This is a genomic window from Actinoplanes sp. NBRC 103695 (assembly GCF_030269485.1).
GTDB lineage: Bacteria > Actinomycetota > Actinomycetes > Mycobacteriales > Micromonosporaceae > Actinoplanes.
Genome location: NZ_BSTL01000007.1, coordinates 374082 through 388613 on the forward strand (window position 1 = coordinate 374082; position 14532 = coordinate 388613).

The window sequence follows — 14532 nt, forward strand, 5'->3', positions numbered from 1 at the left end:
GCGTTCCTCTCGGCCTGTGTCACTCGGCACGGTGCCATCCCAGGGAACGTCGTACCCGGGTGTCATGATTCCCGACTGTGACAGCGGAACGTGTGCTCGCCGGGCTCGACCCCGATCAGCGTAAGGCGGTGACCGCCCCCGCGGGTCCGGTCTGCATCCTCGCCGGCGCGGGCACCGGCAAGACCCGGGCGATCACCCACCGCATCGCCTACCGCGCGATCAACGGCGAGATCAGCGGCCGGCACGTGCTGGCTGTCACGTTCACCGCGCGGGCCGCCGCCGAGATGCGCGCCCGGCTCACCGCGCTGGGCGCCGCCGGGGTGCAGGCGCGCACCTTCCACTCCGCCGCGCTGCGCCAGGTGCGCTACTTCGCGCCGCGGCTGCTCGAGGGCCGGGCGATGCCCGAGCTGCTGGAGAGCAAGGCCCGGCTGGTCGGCCTGGCCGCCGCCCGGGTCAACGTGCGGGCCGACCGCACCGGCGCGCGCGACCTCGCCGCCGAGATCGAGTGGTCCAAGTCGTCCCTGGTCGAGCCGGGGGAGTACCCGGTGGCCGCGGCCAAGGCGCTGCGCGAGCCGCCGTACGACCCGGCCAAGGTCGCCGAGGTCTTCGCGGCGTACGAGGAGCTCAAGCGCCGGCAGGGCGTGATCGACTTCGAGGACATGCTGCGCGCCGCGGTCTGGGGCATCGAGGAGCACTCCGACGTCGCCGAGCAGATCCGCGCGCAGTACAGGCACTTCGTGGTCGACGAGTACCAGGACGTCAACCCGCTCCAGCAGCGCCTGCTGGAGTCCTGGCTGGGCGGCCGCGACGACCTGACCGTGGTCGGCGACGCCAGCCAGACCATCTACTCGTTCACCGGCGCCACCTCGGCCTACCTGATCGACTTCCCCCGGCAGCGCCGCGACGCCGTGGTGGTCCGGCTGGTCCGCGACTACCGCTCCACGCCGCAGGTGGTCGGCCTGGCCAACGCGGTGATCAAGCAGGCCCGCGGCAGCGAGGCCAGGCTGCGGCTGGAGCTGGTCGGGCAGCGACCGGCCGGTGCCGAGCCGGAGCTGAAGATCTTCCCGGACGAGCCCGGCGAGGCGGCCGCGGTCGCCCGGCGCTGCAAGGAGCTGATCGGCACCGGCACCCCGGCCAGCGAGATCGCGGTGCTGTTCCGCACCAACGCGCAGTCCGAGACGTATGAGAAGGTGCTGGCCGAGGCCGAGGTGCCGTACGTCGTCCGGGGCGCCGAGCGGTTCTTCGAGCGGGCCGAGGTGCGGCGGGCGATGATCGCGCTGCGCTCGGCGACCCGGTCCATCTCCGGCGAGACGCCGCTGGTCGAGGCCGTCGTCGAGGCGCTGAGCGCGCTCGGCTGGGCCCGCGGCCAGCCCCCAGCCGGTGGCGCCGCGCGTGAGCAGTGGGAGGCGCTGGCCGCCCTGGTCGCGCTCGCCGAGGAGCACGCCAAGACGCCGGCCATCGAGCCGGTCGGCGACGGCGCGGCGATACAGCGCGATCCGTCGCTGTCCGACTTCGTGGCCGAGCTGCAGCGCCGGGCCGAGCAGCAGCACGCGCCCACCGTCGAGGGGGTGACGCTAGCCTCGCTGCACTCCGCCAAGGGACTGGAGTGGGACGCGGTGTTTCTGGTCGGGCTCTCCGACGGGACGCTGCCGACCACGTACGCGAAGACCACCGAACAGATCGAGGAGGAGCGGCGGCTGCTCTATGTCGGGGTGACCCGGGCGCGGCAGTGGCTCTGGCTGTCGTACGGGCAGACCCGCTCGGGCGGTGGCCGGGCCCGGCGTCCCTGTCGTTTCCTGCCGCAGCTGGAGCGGCGCGGCACCGGCGGACCGGAGCGTGCGGGCGTGTCCAGTGTCAGTCGCAAACCCGACCGCCGCTCGAAGGTGTCGTCCTGCCGGATCTGCGGCGCCACCCTGCTCGCCGGCGCTGACCGCAAGCTCGGCCGCTGCCCCACCTGTCCGTCGGACATCGACCAGGATCTCTACGATCGGCTCCTCGACTGGCGCCGGAGGACCGCATCTGAACTGGACGTTCCCGCGTACGTGGTGTTCACCGACGCGACCCTGGTGGCCCTTGCCGAACGCAAGCCGGGCACCCCTGCGGAGCTGCTCGCGATCGCCGGGATAGGGCCTCGCAAGCTGGGTCAGTACGGCGCCGCGGTGTTCGCTCTGGTGGCTGGTGAAAGCCCAGATGATCTTGCTCAGGAAAACTTTGAAAACTAGTCCGTTAATTCGTTTGCTCTCGCTGCTACGCGCGGCATAGCCTCAACGCACACCTTGAGGGCCGGTCACGGCCCAAGGGGTTTCCATTCAAGATCGAGCGCATGTTTCTGGAGGAGGTGGCACCGATGGAGATCTACACGACAGGACGACCGTCCGTGTTGCTGGCTCCTGCCTGCGCTCCGTTCGCCTATGGCCCCGAGTCGCTCGTGGCCGCACGGCGGGCTCCGCTCTCGCAGGTGCACCAGGTCCAGATCCAGGCCGAGCTGGCTCGGAATGTGGCGCGCGGCGGCAGCACCACCAGCACCACCAGCAACACGGTGTCCCCGATGGGACGCGATGGGTTCGTGGGCAGCAATGGCTCTGTCGTCAAGACGGATGGTGCCAGCGGTGTCCCGCCTCGAGGAAGGCCGGTCTGATTCACAGACCTCCGGCTCACCTCGAGGCCGCGGAACCCGTAACCGGGATCCGCGGCCTTTCTTATTTGCCGGCCACCCAGCCGGTGCACAACCTGTACGGCGATCCAGAAGATCGAGAAAGAGAGAGGTGACCGGGCTTTATGAGTCTGGCGCTGGCCCCCCTCGACGTGAGCGTCGAGATGGAGGCAAACCTGCCCTGTCGGAAGTTCGACCCGGACCTGTGGTTCTCGGATTCGCCGGCCCAGTTGGAGCTGGCGAAGTCGCTCTGCGGGGACTGCCCGCTGCGCGTCGAGTGCCTCGCCGGTGCGGTCGAGCGTGCTGAGCCCTGGGGTGTCTGGGGCGGAGAGATCTTCGAGCGTGGCGCCGTGGTTCCGCGTAAGCGGCCCCGTGGTCGTCCGCGTAAGGCCGACGTCGCTCGCGACGCCGAGCTGAAGGCTCAGACCGAGGAGCGTCTCGCGGCCACCGGCCTCGAGCGCGACGCCGTCCGACTGGCGGCATGACGACATGACCACCATCACCATCCACAACCCGACGCGAGAGACGACCGAGATGACTTTGAATGGAGCCCCGAAGATGAGACTCATCCAAGAAGCGCTGTCACGAGCCCGAATGCGTCGGCCTCAGGCCGACCCTGAGGCGCACCGCTCCGCTCGCCGAGTAGCCATGGAGGCGCGTCAGCGCGCCGCTCGGGAGCTGGGTGGTCGTCCGCTCTGACCAGCCTCAACGGGCCGCACCTGGCCGCACCTAGTGATGAGAAAGGCCCCGTCCGCCGAGCGGACGGGGCCTTTCCCGTGTTCCCTCGGCGGCGTTGGTCCGTCCCGCCGCACGCCTACGCCACGGGCGCGAAGCCGGGCAGCCACTTCTGCAGGATGGCCCGGTACGGCGCCTTGGCCTCGAGCTGCGACAGCACCCCGATCGAGCCGATCGTCACCCGGTGGATCAGCAGGTAGGACGGCGGCAGGTTCAGTTTGCGGCTGAGCTGGAAGGCCGGCGACCGCGGGTTGGACAGCCGCTGCGCCTCGCCGCGCAACCACGTCCGGGTGAACCGGAACTCGTCCACCGCGACCGGCTCGATCATCGGCCGCAGGAAGGTCAGGACGGCCTCCGCGTCCAGGTCGTCGTCCGGCTTGATGAAGCCCTCGTCGCGCAGCCCGTCCGCGACGGCCTGCGCGTCGCCGGACAGCGCCAGCCGGACCAGCCGCCCGATGGGTTCCGGGTGGCCGCCGGGCAGCCGCGCCACCGCCCCGAAGTCGATCACGCCGAGCCGCCCGTCCGGCAGGATCCGGAAGTTGCCCGGGTGCGGGTCGGCGTGCAGCAGGCCGCAGCGGGCGGGCGCGGAGAAGTGCAGGATGGCCATCAGCCGGCCCGCCTCGTCGCGTTCCTCGGGCGTCCCGTCGCTGATCACTTTCGCCAGTGGGGTGCCGTCCACCCACTCGGTGACCAGCACCCGCTCGGAGTGCGCCACCACCCGGGGCACGAAGATGTCCTCGTCGCCGGCGAACGCCTCGGCGAAGGTGGTCTGCGACTCCGCCTCCATCGCGTAGTCGAGTTCCTCGACGATCCGCTCGCGCAGCTCGTTGACCAGCGGCTTGATGTCCATCCCCGGCTGGATGATCTTGAACATGCCGGCCAGCCGGCCGAGCTGCTTGAGGTCGGAGAGCAACGCCTGCGCCGCGCCCGGGTACTGGATCTTCACCGCCACCGGCAGCGTCTTGGGCTTCGCGCCCTTGCGGCTCGGCGGTAGTTTCCAGACAGCCCGGTGCACCTGGCCGATGCTGGCCGCGGCGGCCGGCGAGTCGTCGAACTCCGCGAACCGCTCCCGCCAGTCCGGGCCCAGCTGCTCGGCGAGCGCCTTGTGGACGTTCGCCACCGGCATTGGCGGCGCCGCCTCCTGAAGCTTGGTCAGGGCCTGCCGGTAGGGGCCGGCCATCTCGTCGGGCATCGCGGCCTCGAGCACGGACAGCGCCTGCCCGAACTTCATCGCGCCGCCCTTGAGCTGCCCCAGCACGCTGAAGAGCTGCTCGGCGGTGCGCTGCTGGATGTCGGCGGAGACGATGTCGGCGGCCGCGCCCACGGCTCGCTTGCCCAGCCCGAGGGCGGTCCGGCCGGCGAACCCGAGCGGCAGTGCGGCCAGCCGTGCTGTCCGGGCCGCGGCTCGTCTCGGTATGTCGCTCACCCGATCATTGTTACCGACCCGGAGAGGACCGCCCGCCCGGAGCGCACTATTTGCCGGGTAACCGACCGAAGGTCCGCTTTGGGAAAGTGGTAGCTCAGCGCGGGATCCGAGCGCTCGATACCGCGCCGAGCCACCACTTCGGTCAGCGGAGGCTCTGCCGCTCGTGGGAGCGCCGGCAGGCTGGATGCGGCGGCGTTCGTCATCGGAGGCTCTGCCGTTCGCGAGAGCAGTGGCAGGCCGGATGCGGCGGCCAGGATCGGCGGCGGTGATGGCCGGGGCGGTCGATCTCGACCACCGCGCCGAGCGACTCCGGTGTGTCGCCGTCCAGGAAGGCCAGCGCCTCGGCCGCGGCGTAGGCGGTCGCGGCCAGGATCGTCGCGACCGTGGCCGGCTCGGCGGTGACCGACGGCTCGGACCAGCCCGGATCCCGGTCGCGGCGGTGCAGGTCGACGCAGAGCAGGCACGGGCCGCCCGTCGCGGGCACGAAAGGGCCGATCACCGCCAGGCCCTCACGCAAGCGCAGGGACAGGTGCGGACGCCGGCGGCGGGACAACGCCGCCGCGAGCAGGCCCACCGGCTCCCGGTACCGGAGCTGGATCTGCAGGCTGACCGCCCGGTGGCGGATCGGGTGGGTCCTGATGCCCGGCGCCGCCCGCCGCAGGGCCGCCGCGACCGCCTCGCCCCGCTCCCGGCCCGTGTCGGCCGCGCTCAGCGGCCCACCGGGCAGCTCAGCGGCCGTGACGGTGCCGGGAAGGTCCAGCTCGACGTGCCCGACCCCGGCCGCCGCCAGCGCGGCCGCCACTCCGGCGCCCAGCCGGCTCTCGCCGGTCACCCGCACCACGGCCCCGGCCCGTTGCCGCAGCACCCGGTCGGGCGCGGTGTGGCCCAGGTGCGCCAGCGCCGCCGCCTCGCCCAGGAAGTCCCGGGGCAGCGCCGGGACCACGAGCCCGGCGGACGTCAGCGTTTCCAGCAGCGCGCGGGTCGCCGCCGGCGCCAGCCCGTGCCGGGCCGCGTGGTGGACGAGCAGACGATCGGTCCGGGTGCCGTCGATCAGGTCGAGGATCGCCGCCGGGTCCTGGCCCGGCAGATCCACCAGGACCGGCCGCGACGTGCCCAGTTGCAGGGTGTGCGGGCCGCGGCGGAGGCGGGGGATGCCCGGGATCAAAAGCGGACGCATGCGTGACAGCGTGTCACTGCGCCCTCGCGATCAGACCGGGTTATCCACAGGGTGGCGGAGGGTCCACGCACGGTTATCCACAGAGGTGGACAAGTTATCCACAGGCCTGTGCCTACTTACTCAACGTGTGTGCATGGCCACGCGTTATGCCCTGAACGAGTGAGGGGCGGCCGAAGCCGCCCCTCGTCAGATCGTTCCTGGTCAGGCCTTGGCCTTGCCCAGGATCCGGTTGACGGTCGTGCCACAGACCGGGCACTTGCCCTTGGCCATGTTCATGCCCGTCTTCGAGACTTCCACGGTGCCCTGGAAGTCACGCTTCTCCTTGCACTTCACGCAGTAGCCGTTGTACGTGTTGTCGGCCACGGTTCCTCCTCGTCATGTATGCCGGCCCGGCCGGCCCGGTGCCCGGCTCGCGGCGCTCCGCCGCGACCTGTGTTCGGCGCTGGACCGCTCCGCGACCACGGGATGCGGCCGCCTTTCCGCGGCGGACGATACCCAGGTCAGGCCGTTTCCATGTCAGCGCAACGTCGGCTGAGTTGCCGACGACGAGAGTGTGCGTCGCCGCCGCGGCCTTTTTAGGCAGATATGTCGGGACACGCCGAGGAATACGCTCAGAAGCTCACAAACCGGACGATCATGCGGTTCGGTGACCCGTTTTGTGATGAGGTACGGGTTGCGGGGTTGCGGTCTGAGAAAATCTTTTCGGTCAGTCGGGGACGAAGCTCGTTTTTCCGGCGCGTGTCGTTTGGCATACCCTTGCGGTGACATGGGTCTCACGGATTAGCGTCTTTATGTGAACCCGAATCTGGGCCCCGCGAGCCGCTGATGGCCCGGACACGCAAGCCTGTCGTCGAGGTGCGCCGAAGTCAGCGCCGGCGTCGGACCGTGTCCGCGTACCGGGACGGCGAGCGCGTCGTCGTGCTCATCCCGGACCGCTTCTCCCGTGCCGAGGAGATGGAGTGGGTCGAGCGCATGCTGGCCCGCCTGGCGGCCCGTGAGGACCGCCTCCAGCGTAGCGATGACGAGTTGTGCGCCCGCGCCCAGCGTCTCACCGCCCGCTACCTGGCCGACCACACCCGCAAGGTCGCCACCGCGAGCGTCCGCTGGGTCACCAACCAGAACGGCCGCTGGGGCAGCTGCACCCCCGACGACGGCACCATCCGCATCTCACACCGCATCCAGGAGATGCCCGACTGGGTGATCGATTACGTCCTGCTGCACGAGCTCGCGCACCTCGTCGTCCCCAGCCACTCGGCCCGCTTCTGGGACCTGGTCAACCGCTACCCCAAGGCCGAACGCGCCCGCGGCTACCTGGAGGGCATCAGCGCGGCCACAGGACTGGTGCTGGACGATTGAAGATCAAGAGCTTGATGTCGTAGCCGGGTGGGTGGTCCAGACCGTCGCTCACGCCGAGGGTCGCTTCGCTCCACCTGCGTAAGTGGTCACCCTCTTCTCCGACCCACGGCCCGGGTAGCCTCGCGCTCGTGACGCGGCGTGTGGTGGTGGTCCTGTTGGTGCCGGTGACGTGGTCGCCGCCCGGCGTCGAGCTGACGGCCTGGCGGGCCGCGATGGCCGAGGACGTGGTGGACCTGCTGGCCCGGCTGGCGCAGGCGACGCCGGCCATCGCCGCGATCCCGGCCGACCGGGGGCTGGCCGAGGAGATCGCCTGGCCGGGGACGACCATCTACGACATCGCGACGGCCACCGTGCGGCCCGTGCTGGAGGCGGCCGCCTCCGACGGCTTCGATCAGGCCGCCGTCATCGCCGCGGACGCGCCCGACCTGCCCGGCATGATCCTGGGCAAGCTGCTGCGGCCCCTGGAACGCAAGGCGGTGGCCGTGTCGCCGCTGCTGGGCGTGGCGACCCACCTGCCGCCGCCGGACTGGTTGGCCGACCACGACCTGGACTCCGCCACGCCGATGACGCTGCGCAAGGGCGCACCACAGCCGGGCGACGTCGAGTCGACCCCGGAGTGGCGGCGCCTGCGCGGCCCCGCCGAGCTGGGCATGCTCGACCCCGCCCTGGAGGGCTGGGAGAACACCCGGGCGATCCTGGGCGGTTAGAAAAAAGCGCAACCACGCACGGACGTGGAGCGAAGCGACCCTCGGCGGGAGCTGCGGTCAGCACCACCCGCCGAGCTACGACATCGGTTTAAGGTTTGGGGTCTTCGTCCTTCTTCGCGTCGCCTTCACCCGAAGAAGACGGCTTGTCCAGTTCGGAGATGTCCCAGTCCAGTTTCGCCTCGGCGAACGCCGCCGGGTTGGCGAAGTCCTCGTCGGTGGGCAGCAGGTCGGGGTGATCCCAGAGCGCGTCCCGGCCGGCGATGCCGCGTTTGTCGGCCACCGCCGCCCACAGCGCGCCGGCCTCGCGCAACCGGCGCGGCCGCAGCTCCAGACCGACCAGTGCGGCGAAGGTCTGCTCCGCCGGGCCACCGGCCGCACGACGGCGCCGGAACGCCTCACCCAGCGCGTTCACCGACGGCAGCCGGTCGCCGGCGGCCGAGTCGACCACGTGGCCCACCCAGCCCTCGACCAGCGCGAGCGCCGTCTCGAGACGGGCCAGGCTCGCCTTCTGCTGCGGCGTGTCCTCCGGCGTGAAGATGCCCTCGAGGGCCATGGCCTGCATCGACTCCGGGTCGGACGGGTCGACGCGGCTCATCGCCTCCTCGATCGCCTCCCGGTTGACGGTGATGCCGTTCGCGTATGTCTCCACCGCGTTCAGCACGTGCGCACGCAGCCACGGCACGTGCTGGAACAGCCGCTGGTGGGCCGCCTCGCGCAGGGCGACGTAGAGCCGGACCTGATCCTCGGGGATCTCCAGGCCCTCGCCGTACGCCTTGATGTTGGCCGGGATGAGCGCCGCCGTGCCGCCCGGGCCGAGCGGCAGGCCGATGTCACCGGCCGAGAGCACCTCCGCCGCGAGCTGGCCGAGCGCCTGGCCGAGCTGGCCGCCGAACAGCGCGCCGCCGAGCGTGGCCACCATCGACTGCATCGGGCCGAGCTGGGCGCGGGCCTCCTCGGGCACCAGGTCGCTCATCGCGCCCACCATCCGACCGGCGATCGGGTCGCACAGCTTCTTCCACACCTCGAGCGTGTTGTAGATCCACTCGTTGCGGTTCCATCCGGCTGCCGAGCGGATGCCGCTGGGCAGCGCGGACGCCGGGTCGAGCCAGAGATCGGCGAGCCGCAGGCTCTCCTCGATCTGGTTGCGCTCGACGATCGTCACGGCCGGGTCGCCGGCCGTCTGGAGCTGGCTCGCCGCCACCTGGCGGGCGAGGTCCCAGTTCACCGGGCCTTCGCCGGCGCCGGCGAACATATGCTGCAGCTGGTTCATGAACTGCTGCATCTGCTGCGGATCGGAGGGATCGGGCGGCTGGGCCCCCGGCAGGGAGAAGCCGAATGGGATATCAGGCACGTGGTCAAAGGTACGCGCGAAATACCTTCCCGGTACCGATGCAGGTGTCAGCTCAGAGAGAACTCAGGGTGGGTGGGTACGCTCACGCGCATGAGACGTCGCGGTGTCACGGTCATCCTCGGCGCCCTGATCACCGCTCTGCTCGCCATCGGGGTCATGGCCGTCCCGATGCCGTACGTCGTGCTGAAGCCCGGACCGACCGTCAACACGCTCGGTTCGGACAACGGCAAAGAAGTGATCCAGGTGACGAAGGCGCCCACGTCGACGTCCAAGGGTCAGCTCAGGTTGACCACCGTAGGGGTGCAGAACGACGTCGAGCTCGTCTGGGCGATCCGCGGCTGGTTCAGCAACCAGCAGGCGGTCGTGCCGCGCGATGTGATCTACCCGCCGGACCAGACCGAGGAACAGGTCGAGGAGAACAACAAACAGGAGTTCCAGGGCTCGCAGTCCAGCGCGGAGACGGTCGCGCTGCGCGAGCTCGGTTACCCCATCCAGACGTACGTCGCCGCGGTCACCGACGGCGGCCCCTCGACCGGCAAGCTGGCCAAGGACGACATCCTCACCTCGGTCGACGGCACGCCGGTGACCAGCCCCGCGAAACTGACCGAGCTGATCCAGGCCAAGCCCGCCGGCACCGAGCTGACGCTGGGCTACACCCGGGCCGGCAAGGCCGCGACCGTGCGGGTGAAGACCGCCGACGACAAGGGGACGCCCCGGGTCGGCGTGCAGATCGACAAGAAACAGCCGCACCCCTTCGACGTCACGATCGACCTGGGCGAGATCGGCGGCCCCAGCGCCGGCCTGATGTTCTCGCTCGGCATCATCGACAAGCTCCGCCCGGAGGACCTCACCGGCGGCAAGATCATCGCGGGTACCGGGACGATCGACGACGAGGGCAACGTCGGTCCGATCGGCGGCATCCCGCAGAAGCTGGTCGGCGCGGACGCCGCCGGAGCCCAGCTCTTCCTGGTGCCCAAGGACAACTGCGCCGAGGCGCTGCGCAACGCGGTGTCCGGCCTGCCGATGGCCGAGGTGGCCACCGTGGACGACGCGCTGACCGCGCTCAAGACCTTCACGTCGGGTGGCACGCCGAAACCGTGTACCGCCACGTGACAATGCGTTGCAATCGAGTGGCTGGAGTTTCCGTTGGTCATGCGTAATACGCCTCTGCCGAGGATGAGCCGGCGCGGTCGCGTGACCGTCGGCGTCCTCGTCGGAGTATTCCTTCTCTTCACACTGCTGGGCTGGGGCATCGACCAGTACACCGATCTGCTCTGGTTCCGCGAGGTCGACTACACCCAGGTGTACACCGGCCAGCTGTTCACCAGAGTGCTGCTGTTCCTCGCCGTCGGCGCGGCAATGGCACTGCTGGTGGCGGCCAACCTCTACCTGGCGTACCGGCTGCGTCCACTGCTCCGGCCACACTCGGCGGAACAGGCCACGCTGGAGCGGTACCGGATGGTCCTGGCGCCGCGCCTCGGCACCTGGATCGCCGCCATCTCCGTGATCATCGGCTTCTTCGCCGGGCTGAGCGCACAGAACCGCTGGAAGGAGTGGCTGCTCTTCCAGAACGCGCAGCCCTTCGGCATCCGCGACCCGCAGTTCAACGTGGACATCGGCTTCTACGTCTTCGACTATCCGCTGTGGCGCTACCTCCTCGGTGTCGGCTTCACCGCGGTCGTGCTGGCGGTCATCGGCGCGCTCGCCGTGCACTACATCTTCGGCGGCGTACGCCTACAGGGCGTCGGCGACCGGATGACGTCCGCCGCACGAGCACACCTGACCTCGCTGGTGGCGGTGTTCGTGCTGCTCAAGGCGGTCGCGTACATCCTGGACCGGCGGGCGCTGCTGCTCGAGCAGCACGTGTCGCCGGGCCTCTACGGCGCCGGGTACACCGACGTCAACGCGCTGCTGCCGGCCAAGGAGATCCTCGCCTACATCTCCATCGTGGTCGCGGTGGCGATCATCGTGTTCTCCAACGCGGTCATGCGGAACCTCGTCTGGCCGGGCGTCTCGCTGGCGCTGCTGGCCATCTCGGCCGTCGCGATCGGCGGCATCTACCCGCTCGCCGTGCAGAACTTCACCGTCCAGCCGAGCCTCGCCGACAAGGAAGCGCCATACATCCAGCGCTCCATCGACTCGACCCGAGATGCCTTCGGCATAGCCCAGACCGACATACGTCCGTACGCCGCGGGCAACACCAGGGCGCCGGCGAACCTGGCCCAGAACCCGAGCGCGCAGAACGTCCGGCTGATGGACCCGCAACTGGTCTCCGAGGCGTTCACCCAGTCGCAGCAGGTCCGCGGCTTCTACGACTTCGGCGCCAAGCTGGACGTCGACCGCTACACCGTCAACGGCTCCACCCGCGACTACGTGGTCGGCGTCCGCGAGGTCAACGACGCCCAGCTCACCGCGCAGCAGCGCAACTGGCTCAACCGGCACACCGTCTTCACCCACGGGTACGGCCTCGTCGCCGCCCCCGCCAACCAGGTGTGCAGCGGCCTGCCGCACTTCGTCTCCGGCTTCCTCGGCGAGCAGAAAGCCGACCCCAGCCAGGACGCGGCGTGCGCGCCGACCGAGCAGATCAAGGTCGAGCAGCCGCGCGTCTACTACGGCGAGCAGGCCACCGAGTACGCGATCGTCGGACAGGCCGACAAGAACCGGAACGTCGAGTTCGACCGGCCGCAACCCGACAACAGCAACGCCGAGGAGCGCTACACCTACCAGGGCCAGGGCGGCGTCCCGATCGGGTCGTCCTTCCGCCGCCTCGTGTTCGCCATCAAGAACACCGAGAGCAACTTCGTCCTGTCCGACGCGGTCAACAACGACAGCCGCCTCATGTACGTGCGCAACCCGCGCGACCGCGTCGAGAAGGTCGCGCCGTTCCTCACCATCGACGGAGACCCGTACCCCGCCGTCGTCGACGGCCGCATCCAGTGGATCCTCGACGGCTACACGACCAGCAACAGCTACCCGTACTCCCAGCGCATCAACCTGGCCCAGGAAACCCGCGACGAGACCACCAACCAGGGCACCTTCGCCCTGGCCCGGGACAACGTCAACTACATGCGGAACTCGGTCAAGGCCACCGTCGACGCGTACGACGGCACGGTCAAGCTGTACGAGTTCGACGGCCAGGACCCCGTCCTGAAGGCGTGGAACAAGGCGTTCGGCGGCGACCTGATCATCCCCAAGGCGGAGATCTCGCCCTCGCTGGAGGCGCACTTCCGCTATCCCGCCGACCTGTTCAAGGTGCAGCGCAACCTGCTCGCCTCGTTCCACGTGACCGACGCCGGCGAGTACTTCTCCGGCCAGGACTTCTGGCAGGTCCCCAACACCCCAGACGCGCCGCAGGAACAGGTCAAGCAGCCGCCGTTCTACCTGAACGTGCAACTGCCGGGCCAGACCGCGACCAGATTCCAGCTGACCTCAGCGGTGACACCACGCAACCGCGACAACCTGGCAGCCCTCATCTCCGGCAGCTACGTCAACGGCCAGCCCAAACTAGAGGTCCTGGAACTACCCGACCAGACAGCCATCCCAGGCCCCGTCCAGGTCCACCAACGCATGGCCAACAACGCCGAGGTCAGATCCCAACTGACCCTTCTGTCCACCAGCACACAATCCAACGTCCTCTACGGCAACCTGATATCCCTGCCCGTAGGCGACGGCATGCTCTACGTGGAACCGGTGTACGTGAAGGGCACCCAGCAGAACGCCATCCCCCTGCTGCAGAAGGTCCTCATGTCCTTCGGCGACGGCAGCCAGTACGTAACCCTGGCCGACAACCTCGAAGAGGGCCTGCAGAGGCTGATAGAGCTGGGCCGGGCAAGCGGCACCAACAACCCGCCGCCAACAGGCACCAACCCACCCAGCACCGGCACCAACACCCCCGGCCTGACCGGCCCCGTGGCACAGGCGGCAGCCGAACTGGACACCGCTATCAACAACGCCAAGGAAGCCCAGAAGAGCGGCGACTTCGCCCGCTACGGCCAGGCCCTCCAACAACTCGACACCGCCATGACCAAGTTCCAGCAGGCCCAACAGGCGGCCACCCCCAGCACCCCACCCAACCCGGCCCCGTCCGGCAGCGCGCCGGCCCCCAACCCCAGCCCCAGCGGCTGACAAACACCAGGTGGCCCGCCCTCTGGGGCGGGCCACAGGGGGCCGTTTTGCAGCCACAACACCCCCTGCGCTACTGTTAACGAGCCGACGCGGGGTGGAGCAGCTCGGTAGCTCGCTGGGCTCATAACCCAGAGGTCGCAGGTTCAAATCCTGTCCCCGCTACAGAGACAGGAGACCCCTGTCCAGCTAACCGCTGGACCGGGGTCTCTTTCGCTATTCCTTCTCCGGGGCCGAGCCCCGGACACCCCGCGTTGCGATGGTTGCGGTGGGTGGGAATGGTTGCGGTGGGTGGGAATGGTTGCGGTAGGCGGGGATGGTGCGGCTTTCGCCTGCCTTGACACCTTTCTTGAGGCCGCGCCTGCCTTGACACCCTTCTTGAGGTCGCGCTTGGCTCTGACACCTTCTTGGGAAGAGGCAGGGCCCGGGCGTGGGCGAAGGCCAAGATCGGCCTCTGGCAGAGGTCGGGCCCACCGGTGGGGGTAGAGCGAGGGCCGGGGCTGAAGGGGCGATCGACGACGATGGCGCGGCGGGTGGGCTGGAGTTGATCGGAGTGGGTGAGAGTGGACTTGAGTGGCGGTTGGCGGAGTTTTGGCAGCTAGGGGTGGGTGGGATGGACCAAGGGGCTACCGCGGGCGCGGTGGAATCTGGTCTGCGCTACTGTTAACGAGGCGACGCGGGGTGGAGCAGCTCGGTAGCTCGCTGGGCTCATAACCCAGAGGTCGCAGGTTCAAATCCTGTCCCCGCTACGAACGAAAGACCCCGGTCCAGCGAACAGCTGGACCGGGGTCTTTTGCATCTCTGCCCCCAGCGTTGAGGGCCGGCTAGCCGGAGCTGATTTCGGGATCTCACGCGAGGGCCGTCACCGGCTACGGCGGCGAGCGGAGCACCCAGGGTGATCGGCTTGCCCCCGCGCCCACCGCCGAGCCGCACTGCGAGAGCCAGCGCGCCCCACCACTGGAAGCCACCGCTGTGCCCCGGGTTTGACCCAACCGGCACCGGCAG

The 14532-nt window shown here is 69.6% G+C and carries 11 protein-coding genes and 2 tRNA genes; 9 read left to right on the forward strand and 4 right to left on the reverse strand.

The window, feature by feature from the left end:
- The first annotated feature begins 77 nt into the window (after positions 1 to 77).
- From QSK31_RS15055 to QSK31_RS15065, 3 genes are all read left to right on the forward strand, one after another.
- Positions 78 to 2222 (forward strand): ATP-dependent DNA helicase UvrD2, encoded by a 2145-nt coding sequence (locus QSK31_RS15055; protein ID WP_285684413.1) that lies wholly within the window; start codon positions 78 to 80, stop codon positions 2220 to 2222.
- Positions 2223 to 2323: 101 nt separating this feature from the next.
- Positions 2324 to 2638: a hypothetical protein gene (locus QSK31_RS15060; RefSeq protein WP_285684415.1), complete on the forward strand. Its 315-nt coding sequence runs from the start codon at positions 2324 to 2326 to the stop codon at positions 2636 to 2638.
- A gap of 140 nt (positions 2639 to 2778) precedes the next feature.
- The gene (locus QSK31_RS15065; protein ID WP_285684417.1) at positions 2779 to 3138 is read left to right on the forward strand and encodes a WhiB family transcriptional regulator; all 360 of its coding nucleotides are present in this window, start codon (positions 2779 to 2781) and stop codon (positions 3136 to 3138) included.
- Positions 3139 to 3467: 329 nt separating this feature from the next.
- Here the strand turns inward: QSK31_RS15065 and QSK31_RS15070 are convergent, their stop codons facing one another.
- From QSK31_RS15070 to QSK31_RS15080, 3 genes are all read right to left on the reverse strand, one after another.
- Positions 3468 to 4814: an ABC1 kinase family protein gene (locus tag QSK31_RS15070; RefSeq protein WP_285684418.1), complete on the reverse strand. Its 1347-nt coding sequence runs from the start codon at positions 4812 to 4814 to the stop codon at positions 3468 to 3470.
- A 199-nt stretch (positions 4815 to 5013) separates the two neighbouring features.
- Positions 5014 to 5991 (reverse strand): hypothetical protein, encoded by a 978-nt coding sequence (locus tag QSK31_RS15075; RefSeq protein ID WP_285684419.1) that lies wholly within the window; start codon positions 5989 to 5991, stop codon positions 5014 to 5016.
- A gap of 201 nt (positions 5992 to 6192) precedes the next feature.
- Positions 6193 to 6354, reverse strand: coding sequence for a DUF5679 domain-containing protein (locus tag QSK31_RS15080; protein WP_015625326.1), 162 nt, complete (start codon positions 6352 to 6354; stop codon positions 6193 to 6195).
- A 462-nt stretch (positions 6355 to 6816) separates the two neighbouring features.
- Between QSK31_RS15080 and QSK31_RS15085 the strand changes: the two genes are divergently transcribed.
- Both QSK31_RS15085 and QSK31_RS15090 read left to right on the forward strand, forming a co-directional pair.
- The gene (locus QSK31_RS15085) at positions 6817 to 7347 is read left to right on the forward strand and encodes a M48 metallopeptidase family protein (protein WP_285684424.1); all 531 of its coding nucleotides are present in this window, start codon (positions 6817 to 6819) and stop codon (positions 7345 to 7347) included.
- Positions 7348 to 7475: 128 nt separating this feature from the next.
- A complete protein-coding gene (locus QSK31_RS15090; RefSeq protein ID WP_285684426.1) occupies positions 7476 to 8054 on the forward strand; it encodes a hypothetical protein in 579 nt (192 codons plus the stop codon).
- Between the two features lie 88 nt (positions 8055 to 8142).
- Here QSK31_RS15090 and QSK31_RS15095 read toward each other — a convergent pair whose 3' ends face one another.
- Positions 8143 to 9405, reverse strand: coding sequence for a zinc-dependent metalloprotease (locus QSK31_RS15095; RefSeq protein ID WP_285684428.1), 1263 nt, complete (start codon positions 9403 to 9405; stop codon positions 8143 to 8145).
- Positions 9406 to 9495: 90 nt separating this feature from the next.
- Here QSK31_RS15095 and QSK31_RS15100 point away from each other — a divergent pair, with 90 nt between their 5' ends.
- From QSK31_RS15100 to QSK31_RS15115, 4 genes are all read left to right on the forward strand, one after another.
- Entirely contained in the window at positions 9496 to 10518 is a 1023-nt protein-coding gene (locus tag QSK31_RS15100; RefSeq protein WP_285684429.1) for a YlbL family protein, read from the forward strand.
- Between the two features lie 63 nt (positions 10519 to 10581).
- Complete coding sequence (locus QSK31_RS15105) at positions 10582 to 13530, forward strand: UPF0182 family membrane protein (RefSeq protein WP_285684430.1); 2949 nt, start codon at positions 10582 to 10584, stop codon at positions 13528 to 13530.
- An 88-nt stretch (positions 13531 to 13618) separates the two neighbouring features.
- A tRNA-Met gene (locus QSK31_RS15110) sits at positions 13619 to 13692 on the forward strand.
- Between the two features lie 510 nt (positions 13693 to 14202).
- Positions 14203 to 14276: transfer RNA gene (locus QSK31_RS15115), tRNA-Met, on the forward strand.
- Positions 14277 to 14532 lie beyond the last annotated feature (256 nt).

Bases quoted from the DNA above. Each gene is read 5' to 3' on its own strand.
- QSK31_RS15060 (WP_285684415.1), top strand. From the start codon at position 2,324: ATGTTTCTGGAGGAGGTGGCACCGATGGAGATCTACACGACAGGACGA.
- QSK31_RS15065 (WP_285684417.1), top strand. From the start codon at position 2,779: ATGAGTCTGGCGCTGGCCCCCCTCGACGTGAGCGTCGAGATGGAGGCA.
- QSK31_RS15075 (WP_285684419.1), bottom strand. From the start codon at position 5,991: ATGCGTCCGCTTTTGATCCCGGGCATCCCCCGCCTCCGCCGCGGCCCG.
- QSK31_RS15085 (WP_285684424.1), top strand. From the start codon at position 6,817: ATGGCCCGGACACGCAAGCCTGTCGTCGAGGTGCGCCGAAGTCAGCGC.
- QSK31_RS15100 (WP_285684429.1), top strand. From the start codon at position 9,496: ATGAGACGTCGCGGTGTCACGGTCATCCTCGGCGCCCTGATCACCGCT.
- QSK31_RS15105 (WP_285684430.1), top strand. From the start codon at position 10,582: ATGAGCCGGCGCGGTCGCGTGACCGTCGGCGTCCTCGTCGGAGTATTC.